Source organism: Streptomyces sp. NPDC003247 (genome assembly GCF_042888135.1).
GTDB lineage: Bacteria > Actinomycetota > Actinomycetes > Streptomycetales > Streptomycetaceae > Streptomyces.
Genome location: NZ_JBIAPF010000003.1, coordinates 356,898 through 370,151, shown reverse-complemented (window position 1 = coordinate 370,151; position 13,254 = coordinate 356,898). Strand labels below are relative to the sequence as shown.

15 protein-coding genes are annotated in these 13,254 nt (G+C 71.9%); 6 read left to right on the top strand and 9 right to left on the bottom strand.

All coding sequences use genetic code 11. The annotated features are described in order from the left end of the window. The first annotated feature begins 174 nt into the window (after positions 1-174). Positions 175-1,002 (top strand): glycoside hydrolase domain-containing protein, encoded by an 828-nt coding sequence (locus ACFYWQ_RS11070; RefSeq protein WP_389514991.1) that lies wholly within the window; start codon positions 175-177, stop codon positions 1,000-1,002. 164 nt (positions 1,003-1,166) lie between these two features. Here ACFYWQ_RS11070 and ACFYWQ_RS11065 read toward each other — a convergent pair whose 3' ends face one another. Continuing rightward, a complete protein-coding gene (locus ACFYWQ_RS11065) occupies positions 1,167-2,603 on the bottom strand; it encodes an MFS transporter (RefSeq protein ID WP_389514989.1) in 1,437 nt (478 codons plus the stop codon). A gap of 110 nt (positions 2,604-2,713) precedes the next feature. Between ACFYWQ_RS11065 and ACFYWQ_RS11060 the strand changes: the two genes are divergently transcribed. After that, positions 2,714-3,148, top strand: coding sequence for a winged helix-turn-helix transcriptional regulator (locus ACFYWQ_RS11060; RefSeq protein ID WP_389514986.1), 435 nt, complete (start codon positions 2,714-2,716; stop codon positions 3,146-3,148). Between the two features lies 1 nt (position 3,149). On the opposite strand, the gene ACFYWQ_RS11055 is transcribed toward ACFYWQ_RS11060, so the two are convergent. Continuing rightward, positions 3,150-3,803, bottom strand: coding sequence for a hypothetical protein (locus ACFYWQ_RS11055; RefSeq protein WP_389514984.1), 654 nt, complete (start codon positions 3,801-3,803; stop codon positions 3,150-3,152). A gap of 172 nt (positions 3,804-3,975) precedes the next feature. Between ACFYWQ_RS11055 and ACFYWQ_RS11050 the strand changes: the two genes are divergently transcribed. Together ACFYWQ_RS11050 and ACFYWQ_RS11045 are read left to right on the top strand one after the other, a co-directional pair. Beyond that, positions 3,976-4,221, top strand: coding sequence for a hypothetical protein (locus ACFYWQ_RS11050; protein ID WP_389514982.1), 246 nt, complete (start codon positions 3,976-3,978; stop codon positions 4,219-4,221). Continuing rightward, positions 4,218-6,182 (top strand): zinc ribbon domain-containing protein, encoded by a 1,965-nt coding sequence (locus ACFYWQ_RS11045; protein WP_389514980.1) that lies wholly within the window; start codon positions 4,218-4,220, stop codon positions 6,180-6,182. Before ACFYWQ_RS11050 ends, ACFYWQ_RS11045 begins: the two co-directional genes overlap by 4 nt. A 9-nt stretch (positions 6,183-6,191) precedes the next feature. Here the strand turns inward: ACFYWQ_RS11045 and ACFYWQ_RS11040 are convergent, their stop codons facing one another. The 3 genes from ACFYWQ_RS11040 to ACFYWQ_RS11030 are packed head-to-tail and all read right to left on the bottom strand — an operon-like array spanning position 6,192 to position 7,855. Further along, entirely contained in the window at positions 6,192-6,797 is a 606-nt protein-coding gene (locus ACFYWQ_RS11040) for a histidine phosphatase family protein (protein WP_389514978.1), read from the bottom strand. A 3-nt stretch (positions 6,798-6,800) separates the two neighbouring features. Beyond that, positions 6,801-7,007, bottom strand: coding sequence for a DUF397 domain-containing protein (locus ACFYWQ_RS11035; protein WP_389514976.1), 207 nt, complete (start codon positions 7,005-7,007; stop codon positions 6,801-6,803). After that, positions 7,004-7,855 carry a helix-turn-helix transcriptional regulator gene (locus ACFYWQ_RS11030; RefSeq protein ID WP_389514974.1) on the bottom strand — a complete coding sequence of 284 codons (852 nt, stop codon included), beginning with the start codon at positions 7,853-7,855 and terminating at the stop codon, positions 7,004-7,006. Before ACFYWQ_RS11030 ends, ACFYWQ_RS11035 begins: the two co-directional genes overlap by 4 nt. Positions 7,856-8,012: 157 nt before the next feature. Here ACFYWQ_RS11030 and ACFYWQ_RS11025 point away from each other — a divergent pair, with 157 nt between their 5' ends. After that, the gene (locus ACFYWQ_RS11025) at positions 8,013-8,459 is read left to right on the top strand and encodes an ATP-binding protein (protein ID WP_389514972.1); all 447 of its coding nucleotides are present in this window, start codon (positions 8,013-8,015) and stop codon (positions 8,457-8,459) included. Between the two features lie 36 nt (positions 8,460-8,495). Here ACFYWQ_RS11025 and ACFYWQ_RS11020 read toward each other — a convergent pair whose 3' ends face one another. After that, positions 8,496-8,954, bottom strand: coding sequence for a hypothetical protein (locus ACFYWQ_RS11020; RefSeq protein WP_389514970.1), 459 nt, complete (start codon positions 8,952-8,954; stop codon positions 8,496-8,498). A gap of 59 nt (positions 8,955-9,013) precedes the next feature. Next, positions 9,014-10,222 (bottom strand): pyridoxal phosphate-dependent aminotransferase, encoded by a 1,209-nt coding sequence (locus ACFYWQ_RS11015; protein WP_389514968.1) that lies wholly within the window; start codon positions 10,220-10,222, stop codon positions 9,014-9,016. A gap of 81 nt (positions 10,223-10,303) precedes the next feature. Between ACFYWQ_RS11015 and ACFYWQ_RS11010 the strand changes: the two genes are divergently transcribed. Then, a complete protein-coding gene (locus tag ACFYWQ_RS11010) occupies positions 10,304-10,936 on the top strand; it encodes a winged helix-turn-helix transcriptional regulator (RefSeq protein ID WP_389514966.1) in 633 nt (210 codons plus the stop codon). Between the two features lie 115 nt (positions 10,937-11,051). On the opposite strand, the gene ACFYWQ_RS11005 is transcribed toward ACFYWQ_RS11010, so the two are convergent. Next, positions 11,052-11,876 carry a hypothetical protein gene (locus tag ACFYWQ_RS11005; RefSeq protein ID WP_389514964.1) on the bottom strand — a complete coding sequence of 275 codons (825 nt, stop codon included), beginning with the start codon at positions 11,874-11,876 and terminating at the stop codon, positions 11,052-11,054. A 44-nt stretch (positions 11,877-11,920) separates the two neighbouring features. Further along, complete coding sequence (locus tag ACFYWQ_RS11000; protein WP_389514962.1) at positions 11,921-13,183, bottom strand: VWA domain-containing protein; 1,263 nt, start codon at positions 13,181-13,183, stop codon at positions 11,921-11,923. Between the last annotated feature and the right edge of the window lie 71 nt (positions 13,184-13,254).

Below are 13,254 nucleotides of genomic sequence, written 5' to 3'. Positions count from 1 at the left end.
ATAGGGTCGGACCGCTTCGGACACCGGAGCCGTACCGCGCCACCGCAGGCGGCACCGAGCGCCGCGACCGCACCCCGTGGAGTGTCACCGCACCCCACGGGGTGCGACAGCACGCGCCGGCCGCCGCGGGCGCACCAGCCGCGGCCGTGGGCCGCGCGTCGAATGGGGTGGGGAATGTCAAGTCACCGGCTGTCCAGAAGAGGCCGCTACATCGCCTGGTCGACGGCGGGCGTCGTCGTGGTGGCCGGCGCCGGGATCGCGGCGCAGACCTCGATGGCGGCCACGGCCTGGCCGGCGCAGAAGACCTACACGGGCCGGGCGTTCGACACCTGCACGGCGCCCTCCCTCGCGGCGATGAAGGCCTGGAACACCGGCTTCTACGGCGCCGCCGCCGTCTACATCGGCGGCAAGAACCGCGGCTGCGCGCAGCCCAACCTGACCGCGTCCTGGGTGAAGTCGGTCAACTCCCTCGGCTACAAGCTCATCCCGCTCTACGTCGGCGCCCAGCCGCCCTGCCAGACCGGCACGAACCCGGAGAAGTTCACCGCCTCCACGGCGGCCTCCCTCGGCGCGAGCAACGCCACCGACGCCGTCGCCAAGGCCGCCGCGCTCGGCATGAAGGCCGGCAGCGCCGTCTACCTCGACATGGAGCCCTACGACATCACGGACACGGCGTGCAACGCTGCCGTCCTGACCTATGTCCGCTCGTTCACCAAGACCCTGCGCGCGAAGACCTACCGCGCCGGCTACTACGGCTTCAGCAGCTCCAGCGCCAAGGCCATCGCCACCGTGACGAACAAGACGGACCTGCCGGGCAACCTCTGGTACGCGCTGTGGGACAAGAAGAACACCACCACCACGGACTGGCCCTGGGACCCCAAGCTGTTCACCGATCACAGCCGCGGCCACCAGTACATCGTCAACAGCAAGGAAACCCGCGGCGGCTACACGATCACGGTCGACCGCAACGCCTGGGACGCCCCCGTCGCGATCGTCGGCTGACCTGACACCGACGGCCGGCAGTCACCGGCCGGCCGTGTCACCGGCCGGCCGTGTCACCGTCGGGGGTACGGCGGGGCGGAGCGGGTCCGTCCCGCCCCGCCCCGCCGTACCCCGGTGTCCCCGTCCCGGACGCTCCACCGCACCCGTGCTGCGGGACCACCCGCTCACTCCGCGGTCCGGCGCTCCCGCAGGACCGTCACCGCCAGCCCCAGCGCCGCCAGGGAGACGACCGCCGCGACCCGGAACGCCAGCCGGTAGCCGTCGGCCGTGGCCGGGACCGGGTCGGCGCCCGTGCCGAGCAGGTGCTCGGTCCGGCCCGCCGCCAGCGTCGACAGCACCGCCAGGCCCAGCGAACCGCCGACCACCTGGGTGGTGTTGAAGAGCCCGGAGGCCAGTCCGGTGTCGTCCTCCCGCACGCCCGCCATGGCGAGCCCGGTCAGCGCGGGCATCGCCGCGGCGAAGCCGACGGCCAGCAGCAGCATCGGCGGCAGGACGTCGGCCGCGTACGAACCCCCGGCCGGGACGCGGCCCAGCAGTGCCGTTCCGGCGGTGATCAGGACCAGCCCGGCCAGCAGCACCCGGTACGCGCCGAACCGGGCGATCGTGCGCGCGGACAGGCCCAGCATCAGCAGACCGAGCGCGACCGGCGCCGGCAGGAACGCCAGGCCCGTCGCCAGTGCGCCGTACCCGAGGACGCGTTGCAGGTACAGCGCGCCGATGAACTGGAAGCCGTACATCGTCGCGATCATCAGGATCTGCACGGCGTTCGCCCCGCTGAGCAGCCGCGAGCCGAACAGCCGCAGCCGCAGCAGGGGGCGGGCGGCCCGGGCCTGGCGCAGCACGAACGCGACGAACAGGACGACGGCGAGCAGCGCCAGGAGCACGGTGCCGGTGGCGCCCCGGTCGCCGGCGCCGACGATGACGTAGACGGTGAGCATGAGCGCGCCGGTGACGAGGGCCGCGCCGGGGTAGTCGGCGCCCTTGCCGAACCCGGCGCCGTGCTCCGGCGCGAGCACGCGGACGGCCGCGAGCCACGCCAGTACGCCGATCGGCACATTGATGAGGAAGATCCAGTGCCAGTTGAGGAGTTGGGTCAGCGCCCCGCCGAGGAACGTGCCGAGCGCGCCGCCCGCCGCGCCGAGCGCGCTGAACACCGCGATGGCGCGCGCCCGTTCGCGCGGCTCCGGGAAGAGCGCGACCAGCATGCCGAGGACGACCGCCGAGGTCATCGCGCCGCCCACGCCCTGGAGCGCCCGCGCCGCGATGAGCGTCGACCGGCCGGTGGCGACCCCGCACAGCACCGACGCCGCCGTGAAGACGGCCAGGCCCGCCGTGAACATCCGCTTGCGGCCCACGAGGTCGCCGAGCCGGCCGGCCAGCAGGAGCAGACCGCCGAAGGCGATCAGATAGGCGTTGACCACCCAGGCCAGACCGGGACCGCTGAAGCCCAGGTCGCTCTGGATCGCCGGCATCGCCACGGTGACGACGTTGCCGTCCAGGATCGTCATCAGCGTGCCCGCGCACAGGACGACGAGGGACGCCCAGCGGGAGTGCGTCCGGGAGGGGGGTGTCGGGGTCTGGGACTCGACCGTGGTGGACATGGCCTGCCGGCCTCCGCATTCTCCGTAGGAACCGTACGTGCCCTAGGTGCACGTCTTGTAACGGAGAACATCGTGGGTGACCATGGGGGCAGGTGTAAGGAGGCAGTCGGATGTCCCGGAGGAACACCGGTGTTACCCCGCAGGTGGTGAACGCGCATGCCTGCCCGGTGCGCGAAGTCCTTGACAGGGTCTCGGGCAAATGGAGCGTGCAGATCCTCGTCGCCGCCGCGCAAGGACCCATCCGCTTCACCGAGTTGGAGCGCGGCATCGAGGGCATCAGTCGCCGTATGCTCACCCTCACCCTGCGCAACCTGGAGCGCGACGGCCTCGTCACCCGCACCGTGCACCCGACCGTGCCGCCGAAGGTCGAGTACGCGCTCACCCCGGTCGCCCACGAGTTGTACGACACCCTGCAACGCCTGACCGACTGGGCCGAACGCAACCGGGTCTACATCGCGGAGTCCCGCGCGGCCTACGACACCGAGCACCGGCCGGACCTGGTCGACGCGCAGCCCGCCCGCCCGGCCGGGCAGCCGACCACGTAGCTCACGCCCGGCGGGGGGACGCCAGTACGTAGCGCGCTCTGGTGCGCGGGTCGGTGTGCTCGCCCGTCTGCCAGCCCGCCTCCTCCAGGGTCGCCGCGCAGCCCTGCAGTGCCGCGTCGTCCGGGCCGTGCACGGCGACGGCCTCCGGCTGCGGGGTCGCCCGCACCCGGTATCCGTCGCCGCCGTCCGGCCCGGCGGGGCGGTGTCCGGCGGCCTCCAGCGCGAGCGCGGAGGCCCGCACCAGATGCGTACGCTCCCAGCCGCACGGCCGGTCCACGGAGCCGTCCGGGTTGGTCATCCTGCGCAGTTCCAGCAGTCCCTGCCAGGCGCTGCGCACCTCACGCGCGCGCGACGGCCCGCCGTCCGGCCGCTCCTCACCACCGACGCGCGCGGCGAACACGCCGGTGTCCGCATCAGGAATTCCCGACGCGGGAGCCGCGGACCCGTCCCCACTCGGGGGAGTCCCGTCCGCCCCCTCCCGTGTCCGGTGCCCCGCCGGCGTCAGGAAGTGCTCGTGCGGCGGGCGCGGGTGCCGGAAGGCGAGCCCCCGCGCGACGAGCGCCGCGAGCTGCGCCTCCGTACCCCTCAGGCGCCCGGTGACGGGGTCGGCGGCGTCGATCACCCGCCGCTGGGCGGCGGTCGGCGGTCGGGTCATGGGCGCTCTCATTCCGGTGCCGGGGACGGTCGGTGCCGTCCCCGGCACCTCGAAGGCTCACTGACTTCGTCAGTTACCCATAGTGTTGTACATGTATCTTTGCGTGCATGGAGTTGCTGCGCGTAACCGGGTGTTGGCGATGGTGTCGGACGGCTCCGTGACTGTCGTGCGTGTGACGCACGAGGATCGGCTGGCCCGCTTCGGTGTCGGCTGGCTCAAGCGGCTGTTCGCCGTGTACGGCGTCACCGTGGAAGTGCTGCACCCCAAGAAGCTCGGCGGTCGGGACGAACTCCTCGAAGACTTCGTCTCCCTCGTGACGACGTTCGCCGGACGCCTGTACGGGATGCGTAGTGGGGAGAACCGTATGCGACTGCTGGCCGAGTCCGGCCAGCGCAGCGACCAGGACCGTGCCGCGTGAGCCGGAAGCTGCCTCTCGCCGACGGTGAGACCTCCCGCACCGCGTGCGCCCGCGCCCTCCTGCGCACGGGTGTGGACGAGAAGACCCGCGAACTCCTCACCGCTACCGCTCTGATGGAGCGTGTGGGCTGGTGCACGGGCCTGGTGACCGGGATGACCGGCACGCTGCTGGCCGAGCACTGGAACACCACCGATGTCGATGTCCTCGCAGCCGGGCAGGACGCGGGCGGGAGGAGGCTGCCGTCAAATGCGTGGATGGCGCTGCGGCGCCTCGGCTGGACCACCGCACCCGACGAGGGCGTGAAGGTCAACGACCGGATCGTCCGCATGGCCCAGGAGCAGGCCGGGCGCGTTCTGCGTTCGGCGAAGTGGCGGGCCGACGTGGTGGGCGGTGTGCTGGCCTCGTGGCCTGCCGACCCGAAGAAGCGCACCCCCCAGGAGTGGGACCAAGTGCGGGCCGCTGTACCGGGCGGTGAGTACCTGCCGTCCGGCCTCGTCCGTTCCCGCACCCGTCAGATCACCGCCTTCGAGCGTGAGCACGGGCGTCTGGCGGCCGACGTGTTCGAGCTGGAGCCCACCCCGCGTGTGCCACGCATGCTGCTGCTCGCCGCGTGCGACAGGCAGCAGGCCACCATCGAACGCTCCGCGACCGAGCCGACGAAAGCCCTCCTGCGGCTGCAACTCCCCACCCGGCCCGACCCGCAGAAGTACGAGGACTGGACGTGGGTGGAGTGCCCGATCGCGCTCCCGCCCACGGTTCCGGCCAACGCGGTGGTCCACCTGCCGACGCTGCGCGTCGCGGGTGGCCGAGTACGCGCCGACCTCGCCTACACCCACCCCGTCCCCAAGACCCGGCGCACCGGGCACACGGTCGCGCTCGGCGTGGACTGGGGACTGAACACCCTCCTCAGCGCGGGCGCGGCCCGACTCCATGATGACGGACGTATCACCGCCCTCGGCTCCGGCGCCCGGTTCCGGGCCGCCGGGGTGCTGGCCAAGCAGTACCGGCTGCGCCGCATCAGCGAACGCCTCCACGCCAAAGCCGACCACTACACGCGGCTCGCCGATCCCGCCCTGGACGCCAAGAACGCTGTGCTGGCGCAGGAGATCCGGCGCGTGTCGGAACGCCGGTCCAACCTCAACGACGCGTTGGCATGGGCTGCTGCGCGCTGGACAGTCGATCAGGCCGCTGCGGCCGGGGCCACGGTCATCTATCTGGAAGACCTTCGGTCGATGGAAGCCGGGGGCATGGGCCGCACCCAGAACACGCGCATGTCCCAGACCGTGCGCGGTCAGGTCGCCGACCGTACACGGCACCTGGCAGGCGAGGTCGGCATCGCGGTCGTGACGGTGCCGCCGAGGAACACCTCGAAGCACTGCCCGCACTGCCTCACACCGCTCAGGCACCGCAAGGCCCCCGACCGGCCCACCGTGTCGGGCTGGAAATGGGCCATCTGCCCCAGCCGTGACTGTGGCTGGCAGGGCGACCGCGACCAAGGCGCCTGGCGACGGATCGCCGCACGCGGCCTCGCCCACCAGACCAAGACCGTCGTGGGCCGCGCGAGCGGCACCATGGTGATCCGCTCAGTGGTGGACACGATGGAGGCCGCGGCCGTCATCACGGCCACCCCGAAGACCAGCCGGACGGACCGGTCGAAGACCGGCCCCACCCGGCCGCGAACCAACCGCCTCATGCCCAGGCGACGTGAGGTTCCCTCCCCGGTACGGCCCTCGGGCCGCGCCGGCCAGCGTCCGGAGGGACACGCACCAACGGACCGGCGGCGGCTGCCCCGCGCAGCCCGCCGGCACCAGGGCGTGACCACGATCAGCACACCCACCACCGGCCACCGGCCACGCGGAGCAGCACTCGGCGCGGGATTCCATCTCCACGCTCACGCTGCCCCACCACGGTGGGCAGAACCCGTGTCAGACCTTACGGTTCGCACAGGTTCGCTCAGCTGATCAGAGACGCTACGACCCGGGTCTGACATTCCAGGCGGCGATCACCGGCCGCGCGTGCTCCGTGCCCAGCCGGCACAGCGTCCCCGTGGCCAGCTGGAAGTGGGCGCCCGCGGCGGGCGGCAGCCCGAGCCGCCGCGCGGTGAGGACGCGCAGGAAGTGCCCGTGCGCCACCAGCACCACACACCCCTCGGTGTTGGCGAGCGCCGCGTCCACCTTGGCCAGCATCCGGTCGGCGCGCTCCCCGACCTGCTCCGGCGACTCCCCGGGATGCTCCGGCGGCCCCGGCGCGACGCCGTCCGTGAACAGGAACCAGCCCGGCCGCTCCCGCTGGATCTCGACGGTGGTCACGCCCTCGTACCCGCCGTAGTCCCACTCCCGCAGATCGGGGTCGACCCGCACATCGTGCACCCCGAGCCCGATCAGCTCCGCCGTCTCCCGCGCCCGCTGCGACGGGCTGACGAACGCGGCCCCGATCCGGTGCGAGCGGATCATCGGCACCAGCCGCCGCGCCTCCTCCCGCCCGTGCTCGGTGAGCGGGACGTCCGTCGATCCGGTGTGCCGCCCGGACCGCGACCACTCGGTCTCACCGTGCCGGACGAGAAAAAGATCACCCATGCGTCACAGGTTCGCACAGGTCCCGGTGTGCGCGACGAAGGCGGCCCATTCGTGGGACCCGAAGGAGAGTCGGGGGCCCTGGTCGTTCTTCGAGTCGCGTATGTGGACGGTGCCGGGGACGAAGGCGACTTCGACGCATTCGGGGCCGTCGTTGCTGCTGTAGCTGCTCTTGAACCACTCCAGTGGAGCTTCGGACGGGGTGGGCGTCATGTTTCCTCTCCCAGGACTTTCTCAATGAAGGCCAGTGACTCGCGGGGCGTGAGAGCCTGCGCCCGGATCATTCCATAGCGCATCTCCAGGATCTGGACCTCCCTGGTGTCGCTGATCAGGTGGCTGTGCAGCTGGGCCTCCGAGTGCCCCACCGTCTTGCCCTCACTGAGCTTCAGCAGTTGCAGCGAACCGGCCATGCCCGCGTGGTCCTCACGGTCCGTGGGCATCACCTGGATCTCGACATGCCTCAGCGCGCTGATCTCCAGAAGATGTTCGAGCTGCTGGCGCAACACCATTTTGCCCCCGATGGGCCGTCGCAGTGTCACCTCTTCCTGGACGAAGCTGAGGAGCGGTGAGGGCAGGCGCTCGAAGACGGACTTCCGTGCCATCCGCGCGGCGACGTGACGGTTGATCTCGTCCTCTGTGTACGTCGGCCGCCGCATCGCGTACAGGGCCTCCGCGTACTCCGGGGTCTGCAACAGACCGTGGATGTGGTGGCTGGCGTAGGCACCCAAGTCAACTGCCTGCGCCTCCAACTTCGCCAGGTCCCGCACCTTCTTCGGATACCGGGCCTCCTCCACGTCCTTCCGCAACCCGGCGATCAAGCCGCCCGCCCCGAGCACCTCGTCCGCCGCCTCCAGGAACTGCGGCTTCGGTGCCCGCCGTCCCCGTTCCACCGAGGACACCTGCTCCTCGCTGTACCGGATGGCCGTGCCCAACTCGGCCTGTGTCAGCCCCTTCCGCTCCCGGCACATCTTGATGACCTTGCCGACGGTCCGCAGTACCGCCGTCGACTCCTCGTCGCCGGTCTGCGGCTCCTCGGCGTCTCCCTGTCCCGTCGCGCCCATCCTCGGACACCTCCTCGTGCCGTTGGTCCCCAACTCCGCACCGGCCCGGCGCGTCACGCGTCGCCGTCCGGACAGAGCCGTACAGCGATCGGACAGTGACGCTGCGTACCGCCGTCGTTGCTGTTCAGAGTAGAGTCGCGCGACCACGCTGAGTGACATGAACGTGGAGATTGCCCAGACCGCCCCCACCACCCGTCACTTCACCGTCCACCTCTCCGCCACCCCCAGAGGTGCCCGCCTCGCGCGCCGGCTGGCAGCCGGACAACTCGACGCCTGGGGCTGGCCCCACGCCACGGACGCGAACGGCACGGTCGCGCTCCTCGTCGCCGAACTCGCGACGAACGCCGTACGGCACGGCCGGGAAGGCGGCCGCGACTTCAGGCTCCGCCTGACGCTCCACCCGGAGGACGCCACCCTCCGCATCGAGGTCACGGACGCCCGCCCCGACCACCGCCCACCCACTCCCGGCGCGCTTCGACCACCCGCCGCCGACGCGGAGTCCGGCCGGGGCCTCCACCTCGTCGAGGCCCTGTCGAGCCACTGGGGAGCGACCTGGGGGGACGGGTACACCAAGACGGTGTGGTGCGAGGTCGCGCTCGGGTGAGTGCCGGTGCCGTCCGTCATCCAGTGGCGCTTGAGGTCAGCGCCCCCGCCGCTGCCTCCGTTCGGTCCGCCGCTGTCTCGCGAGGCAGCGTTCTTCCTGCTGTCTGGCGACGTTGCGCGCCTTGCGCTGGGCGGCCGCGCAGTACCGGCGTGCGGCCAGGGGCGTCACCGAGCCGAACGTGAGCAGGGCGGCGGCCAGCAGCCAGTACCCCGTCGACGTACCGGTGGAGAAGACCGCCGCGCAGCCGGCGGGAGCGCCGGCGCAGAAACCCAACGTCGGTCGCCAGTCCTCCGCGTAGAGACCCAGTGCCGCGGGGATCGCCAGCAGGAACGGCGGGACGAAGAAGGCGGCGAAGTACCCACCGGCTCCGTCCGGTACCGCGCAGCCACCCCTCGGCGAAGGAGCGCAACCCGTCTCCAGCAGCCCCGCCGGCCCCCAGCTCACGGCGAACATCCCCACCGCGTTGCACACGGCCCCCACCCATGTCCACTTCATGGCCAGATCGTAGGGGCGGAGGCTGACGGTGGCGGCGCGTCGTGCACGGCACGGGAGCCCTACTGCCGGTACCCGCCCAGGAAGCGGCCGATCCGGCCGATCGCCGCCTCTAGGTCCTCCGCGTGCGGCAGGGTGAGGATGCGGAAGTGGTCGGGGGTGGGCCAGTTGAAGCCGGTGCCCTGGACGACCTGGATCTTCTCGCGCAGGAGCAGGTCGAGGACGAACTTCTCGTCGTCGTGGATCCGGTGCACCTTCGGGTCCAGGCGGGGGAACGCGTACAGGGCGCCCTTGGGCTTCACGCAGGACACGCCCGGGATCTCGTTGAGCCGCTCGAAGACGACGTCCCGCTGCTCGCGCAGCCGGCCGCCCGGCGCGGTCAGTTCGTCGATGGACTGGCGGCCGCCGAGGGCGGCCTGGATGGCGTACTGGGCGGGGGCGTTGGGGCACAGGCGCATGGAGGCCAGCATGGTGAGGCCCTCCAGGTAGTCCCTGGCGTGCTGCTTGGGGCCGGTGACGACCAGCCAGCCGGAGCGGAAGCCCGCCACCCGGTACGTCTTCGACAGGCCGCAGAAGGTCAGCACGACCAGGTCGGGCGCGAGCGCGGCGGCCGAGTGGTGCACGGCGTCGTCGTAGAGGATCTGGTCGTAGATCTCGTCGGCGAGGACCATCAGGCCGTGCCGGCGGGCCAGGTCGAGGATGCCCTCGACGATCTCCTTCGGGTAGACGGCGCCCGTGGGGTTGTTCGGGTTGATGATCACGACGGCCTTGGTGCGGTCGGTGATCTTCGACGCCATGTCGTCCAGGTCCGGGTACCAGTCGGCCTGTTCGTCGCAGAGGTAGTGGACCGCCTTGCCGCCGGCGAGCGTGGTCACCGCCGTCCAGAGGGGGAAGTCGGGGGCGGGGATCAGGATCTCGTCGCCGTCCTCCACCAGTGCCTGGACGGCCATGGAGACCAGTTCCGAGACGCCGTTGCCGAGGAAGACGTCGTCGACGTCGACCTCCAGGCCGCGGGTCTGGTAGCGCTGGGCGACCGCCCGGCGGGCGGAGAGGACGCCGCGGGAGTCGGTGTAGCCGTGGGCCTGCGGAAGCATCCGGATCATGTCCTGGATGATCTCCTCCGGCGCCTCGAAGCCGAAGAGCGCGGGGTTGCCGGTGTTCAGGCGGAGCACGCTGTGGCCCGCCTCCTCCAGCGCGTTGGCGTGCTCGATCACCGGGCCGCGGATCTCGTAGCAGACCTCGCTGAGCTTGTTCGACTGCCGGAACTCCATGCGCCCCTCCGGTATCTGGTGTTGCTTGGTTTTACCAAGTTCCAGCTTGGAAAGTCCAATGACATGTCTAGACTGCGTCGCATGTCACCTCGCCGAAGCTACGACCAGTACTGTTCCGCCGCCCGCGCGCTCGACGTCGTCGGCGACCGCTGGACCCTGCTGATCGTCCGGGAGCTGCTCGCCGGCCCGCGCCGCTACACGGACCTGCACGCCGACCTGCCGGGCGTGAGCACGGACGTACTCGCCTCACGGCTGAAGGACATGGAGCGCGACGGGCTCGCCGGCCGGCGCCGGCTGCCGCCGCCCGGGGCGGCCTACGTGTACGAACTCACCGGACGCGGACGGGAGTTGCTGCCCGTCCTGCAAGCGCTCGGGGCGTGGGGGCAGGCGGAGCTGGGGGAGCGGCGGCCCACCGACGCCGTCCGCGCCCACTGGTTCGCGCTGCCCCTGCTGCGCGCGCTGGAGGGGATGGAGGCGGGGATCGTCGAAGTCCGGTTGGAGGAAGGGGACTTCCATCTGCGCGTCGGCGCCGAGGAGGAGGCCGTGTACGGCGACGGGCGCGCGCCCGGGGAGCCCGACGCCCGCCTCACCGTGGACGGGGAGACCTGCACGGCGCTGGCGCGGGGCGAGGTGCGCCTGCTCGACGCGGTGCGCGACGGGCGGATCGCCGTGGACGGCGACGGCATCCTGGCCAAGGCGCTGCGGGAGGGATAGGCGAGAGGGGCTCAGAAGCGTGTGACCGGTGGTGTGGGCCGGACGGACGGAAGGCCCACCGCGGGTGTCGCGGTGGGCCTTCCGAGGGGACGTCAGGTGCTGCCTTCGGGGGGAGTCAGGCGCCCGGTGGCACCCTGGCCGGGCGGCCCGACCCGCGGGTGAGCGCGTAGCCGCCGATGCCGGCGAGCGCCGCCAGCACGCCGCCCACCGCCGTCCACACCCAGCGGTCCGACCACCAGCCGGACGACCAGCCGTCGTCCGGTTCGAGGCTCGACAGCACGGCGGAGTCCGAGTCGTCGTCGTCCTCCTGCGCCGCGGAGGTGACCGCGACGCCCGGCACCAGCGGCTCGGCCAGCCAACCGTCCACCGCCGCCGACCCGCCGATGTCCTTGGAGTCCACCCGCAGTTCGGCGCTCACCGGCAGACCCAGGTCGGCCGCCTTCAGGCCGACCGCCGTGAGACGGACGTAGTACGTGCCCGGCAGCGGGTCGTTCGCCCACTCCTCCGACCAGGAGCGGACCGTGCGCAGCACGCAGGCCACCTCGACGGACGCCGCGCCCTGGGCGGCGGTGCGCGTCTGGGCGCCGTACTGGCAGGCCTGACGGCGCCGCAGACCGTCGTACACGTCGATCTGCCAGGTCTGGGCGACGTGCGCGTCCGGCAGCTTCACCGTCGCCCGCACGGTGGGGCGCTGTTCCGCGTCCGCGGGGAACGACCAGTACAGGTAGTCGCCGGTGGAGGCGCTCGCGGTGGCGGTCTGCCCCTGCTCGACCTCCGTCGCCGTACGGAACGACGTACCGGCCGAGGTCGGCGCGGAGGCGTCGTCGGACGGGCTCGCCGAGGGGGTGGAGTCGGCGGCGGCCGGACCCGCGGCCAGCCCCAGCCCCAGCCCCAGCCCCAGCGCCAGCAGTGCGGTGCTCAGCACCCTTGTGCTCCGCACCCGTGTCATCCGCGCTCGTGTCATCCGCACCCGTGTGATCCCCATCAGTTGGTCCTCCACACCGCGACGCGCCAGCGCGACAGCCAGCCCCACAGCAGACCGGCGACGAAGCCGGTCAGGATCAGTGCGCCGAGCAGCCACCAGCCGCGGCCCAGGCCGAAGGAGGCCACGTCGTCCGCCTGCGACGGGCCGTCGACGACGTCCACCGTCAGCTCCAGCGGCAGGCCGGGCGTGGTCTTCACGCCGGCGCCGGCCGAGAACGAGTTGGTCACCTGGAGGCACACCGTCTCGGCCGGCGCGTCGTCCTCGTCGCTCTCCGCCGTCGGATGGCGCAGGCCGGTCGAGATCACGTCCGTACGGCCGTTGCCCGCCGCCTCGCCGCGCACGATCTCCCGGCCGTGCGTCGTGACGGCCCGCAGCAGCACCCCGTAGTCGGGGTTCACGGTCCGGTCCGCCGACACGCTCACCGAGGCGCGCAGCTCCTGGCCCGGCTCGACCTCCACCCGGTACCAGCGCTCCTGGCCGAACTCCTCGCGGTCGGTGAACAGACCCGACGTCAGCGTCGGCGCCTTCGCGCAGGAGTCCGCGCCCTGCGTGGCGACCGGGGTCACCACGGGGTCGGCCGCGCGGTCCACCAACTGGTTGACCTTGTCGGTGAGTTCGTCGGTGTGCTCGACCGAGGTGTAGGTGCCGCCGGTCGCCTCGGCGATGCAGCTGAGCTGCTGCCGCATCTTGGTGTTGGGCACCAGGCCCAGGGTGTCGATGGTCAGGCCGATGCCCTTGGCCGCGATCTCGCGGGCCACCTCGCACGGGTCGAGCGGCGCGCAGGTGTCCTCGCCGTCACTGATCAGCACGATGCGCTTGGAGCCGGTGCCGCCGTCGAGGTCGTCGGCCGCCTTCAGCAGCGCGGGGCCGATCGGCGTCCAGCCGGTGGGGGACAGGGTCGCCACCGCCGTCTTGGCCTCGGTACGGTCCAGCGGGCCGACCGGGTAGAGCTGCGCGGTGTCCTTGCAGCCCGTCTTCTGGTCGTCGCCGGGGTAGTTGGCGCCCAGCGTGCGGATGCCGAGCTGGACCTCCTCGGGGGTCGCGTCCAGCACCTCGTTGAACGCCTGCTTGGCCGCGGCCATCCGCGTCCCGCCGTCGATGTCCTTGGTCCGCATCGAACCACTGACGTCGAGAACCAGGTCGACCTTCGGCGCGCTCGCTGTGGTCTCGTCGGCGACCGCCCCGGCCGGGAACGCTATCCCGGCCGCGAGCGCGGCGAGCAGGGCACCCACGCCCGCCGCCAGCCGTTGTGTTCTGATCATCGGCGGATCCTATTGATCAGAGGTGTCCGCCCACAAAACGGGGACCGTAAACGGGGACCGCAAACGGGGAC

What these genes read in the sequence shown, in the direction of transcription:
- ACFYWQ_RS11070 (WP_389514991.1), top strand. Translation starts at nt 175, where the DNA reads ATGTCAAGTCACCGGCTGTCCAGAAGAGGCCGCTACATCGCCTGGTCG.
- ACFYWQ_RS11065 (WP_389514989.1), bottom strand. Translation starts at nt 2,603, where the DNA reads ATGTCCACCACGGTCGAGTCCCAGACCCCGACACCCCCCTCCCGGACG.
- ACFYWQ_RS11060 (WP_389514986.1), top strand. Translation starts at nt 2,714, where the DNA reads ATGTCCCGGAGGAACACCGGTGTTACCCCGCAGGTGGTGAACGCGCAT.
- ACFYWQ_RS11055 (WP_389514984.1), bottom strand. Translation starts at nt 3,803, where the DNA reads ATGACCCGACCGCCGACCGCCGCCCAGCGGCGGGTGATCGACGCCGCC.
- ACFYWQ_RS11040 (WP_389514978.1), bottom strand. Translation starts at nt 6,797, where the DNA reads ATGGGTGATCTTTTTCTCGTCCGGCACGGTGAGACCGAGTGGTCGCGG.
- ACFYWQ_RS11035 (WP_389514976.1), bottom strand. Translation starts at nt 7,007, where the DNA reads ATGACGCCCACCCCGTCCGAAGCTCCACTGGAGTGGTTCAAGAGCAGC.
- ACFYWQ_RS11030 (WP_389514974.1), bottom strand. Translation starts at nt 7,855, where the DNA reads ATGGGCGCGACGGGACAGGGAGACGCCGAGGAGCCGCAGACCGGCGAC.
- ACFYWQ_RS11025 (WP_389514972.1), top strand. Translation starts at nt 8,013, where the DNA reads ATGAACGTGGAGATTGCCCAGACCGCCCCCACCACCCGTCACTTCACC.
- ACFYWQ_RS11020 (WP_389514970.1), bottom strand. Translation starts at nt 8,954, where the DNA reads ATGAAGTGGACATGGGTGGGGGCCGTGTGCAACGCGGTGGGGATGTTC.
- ACFYWQ_RS11015 (WP_389514968.1), bottom strand. Translation starts at nt 10,222, where the DNA reads ATGGAGTTCCGGCAGTCGAACAAGCTCAGCGAGGTCTGCTACGAGATC.
- ACFYWQ_RS11010 (WP_389514966.1), top strand. Translation starts at nt 10,304, where the DNA reads ATGTCACCTCGCCGAAGCTACGACCAGTACTGTTCCGCCGCCCGCGCG.
- ACFYWQ_RS11000 (WP_389514962.1), bottom strand. Translation starts at nt 13,183, where the DNA reads ATGATCAGAACACAACGGCTGGCGGCGGGCGTGGGTGCCCTGCTCGCC.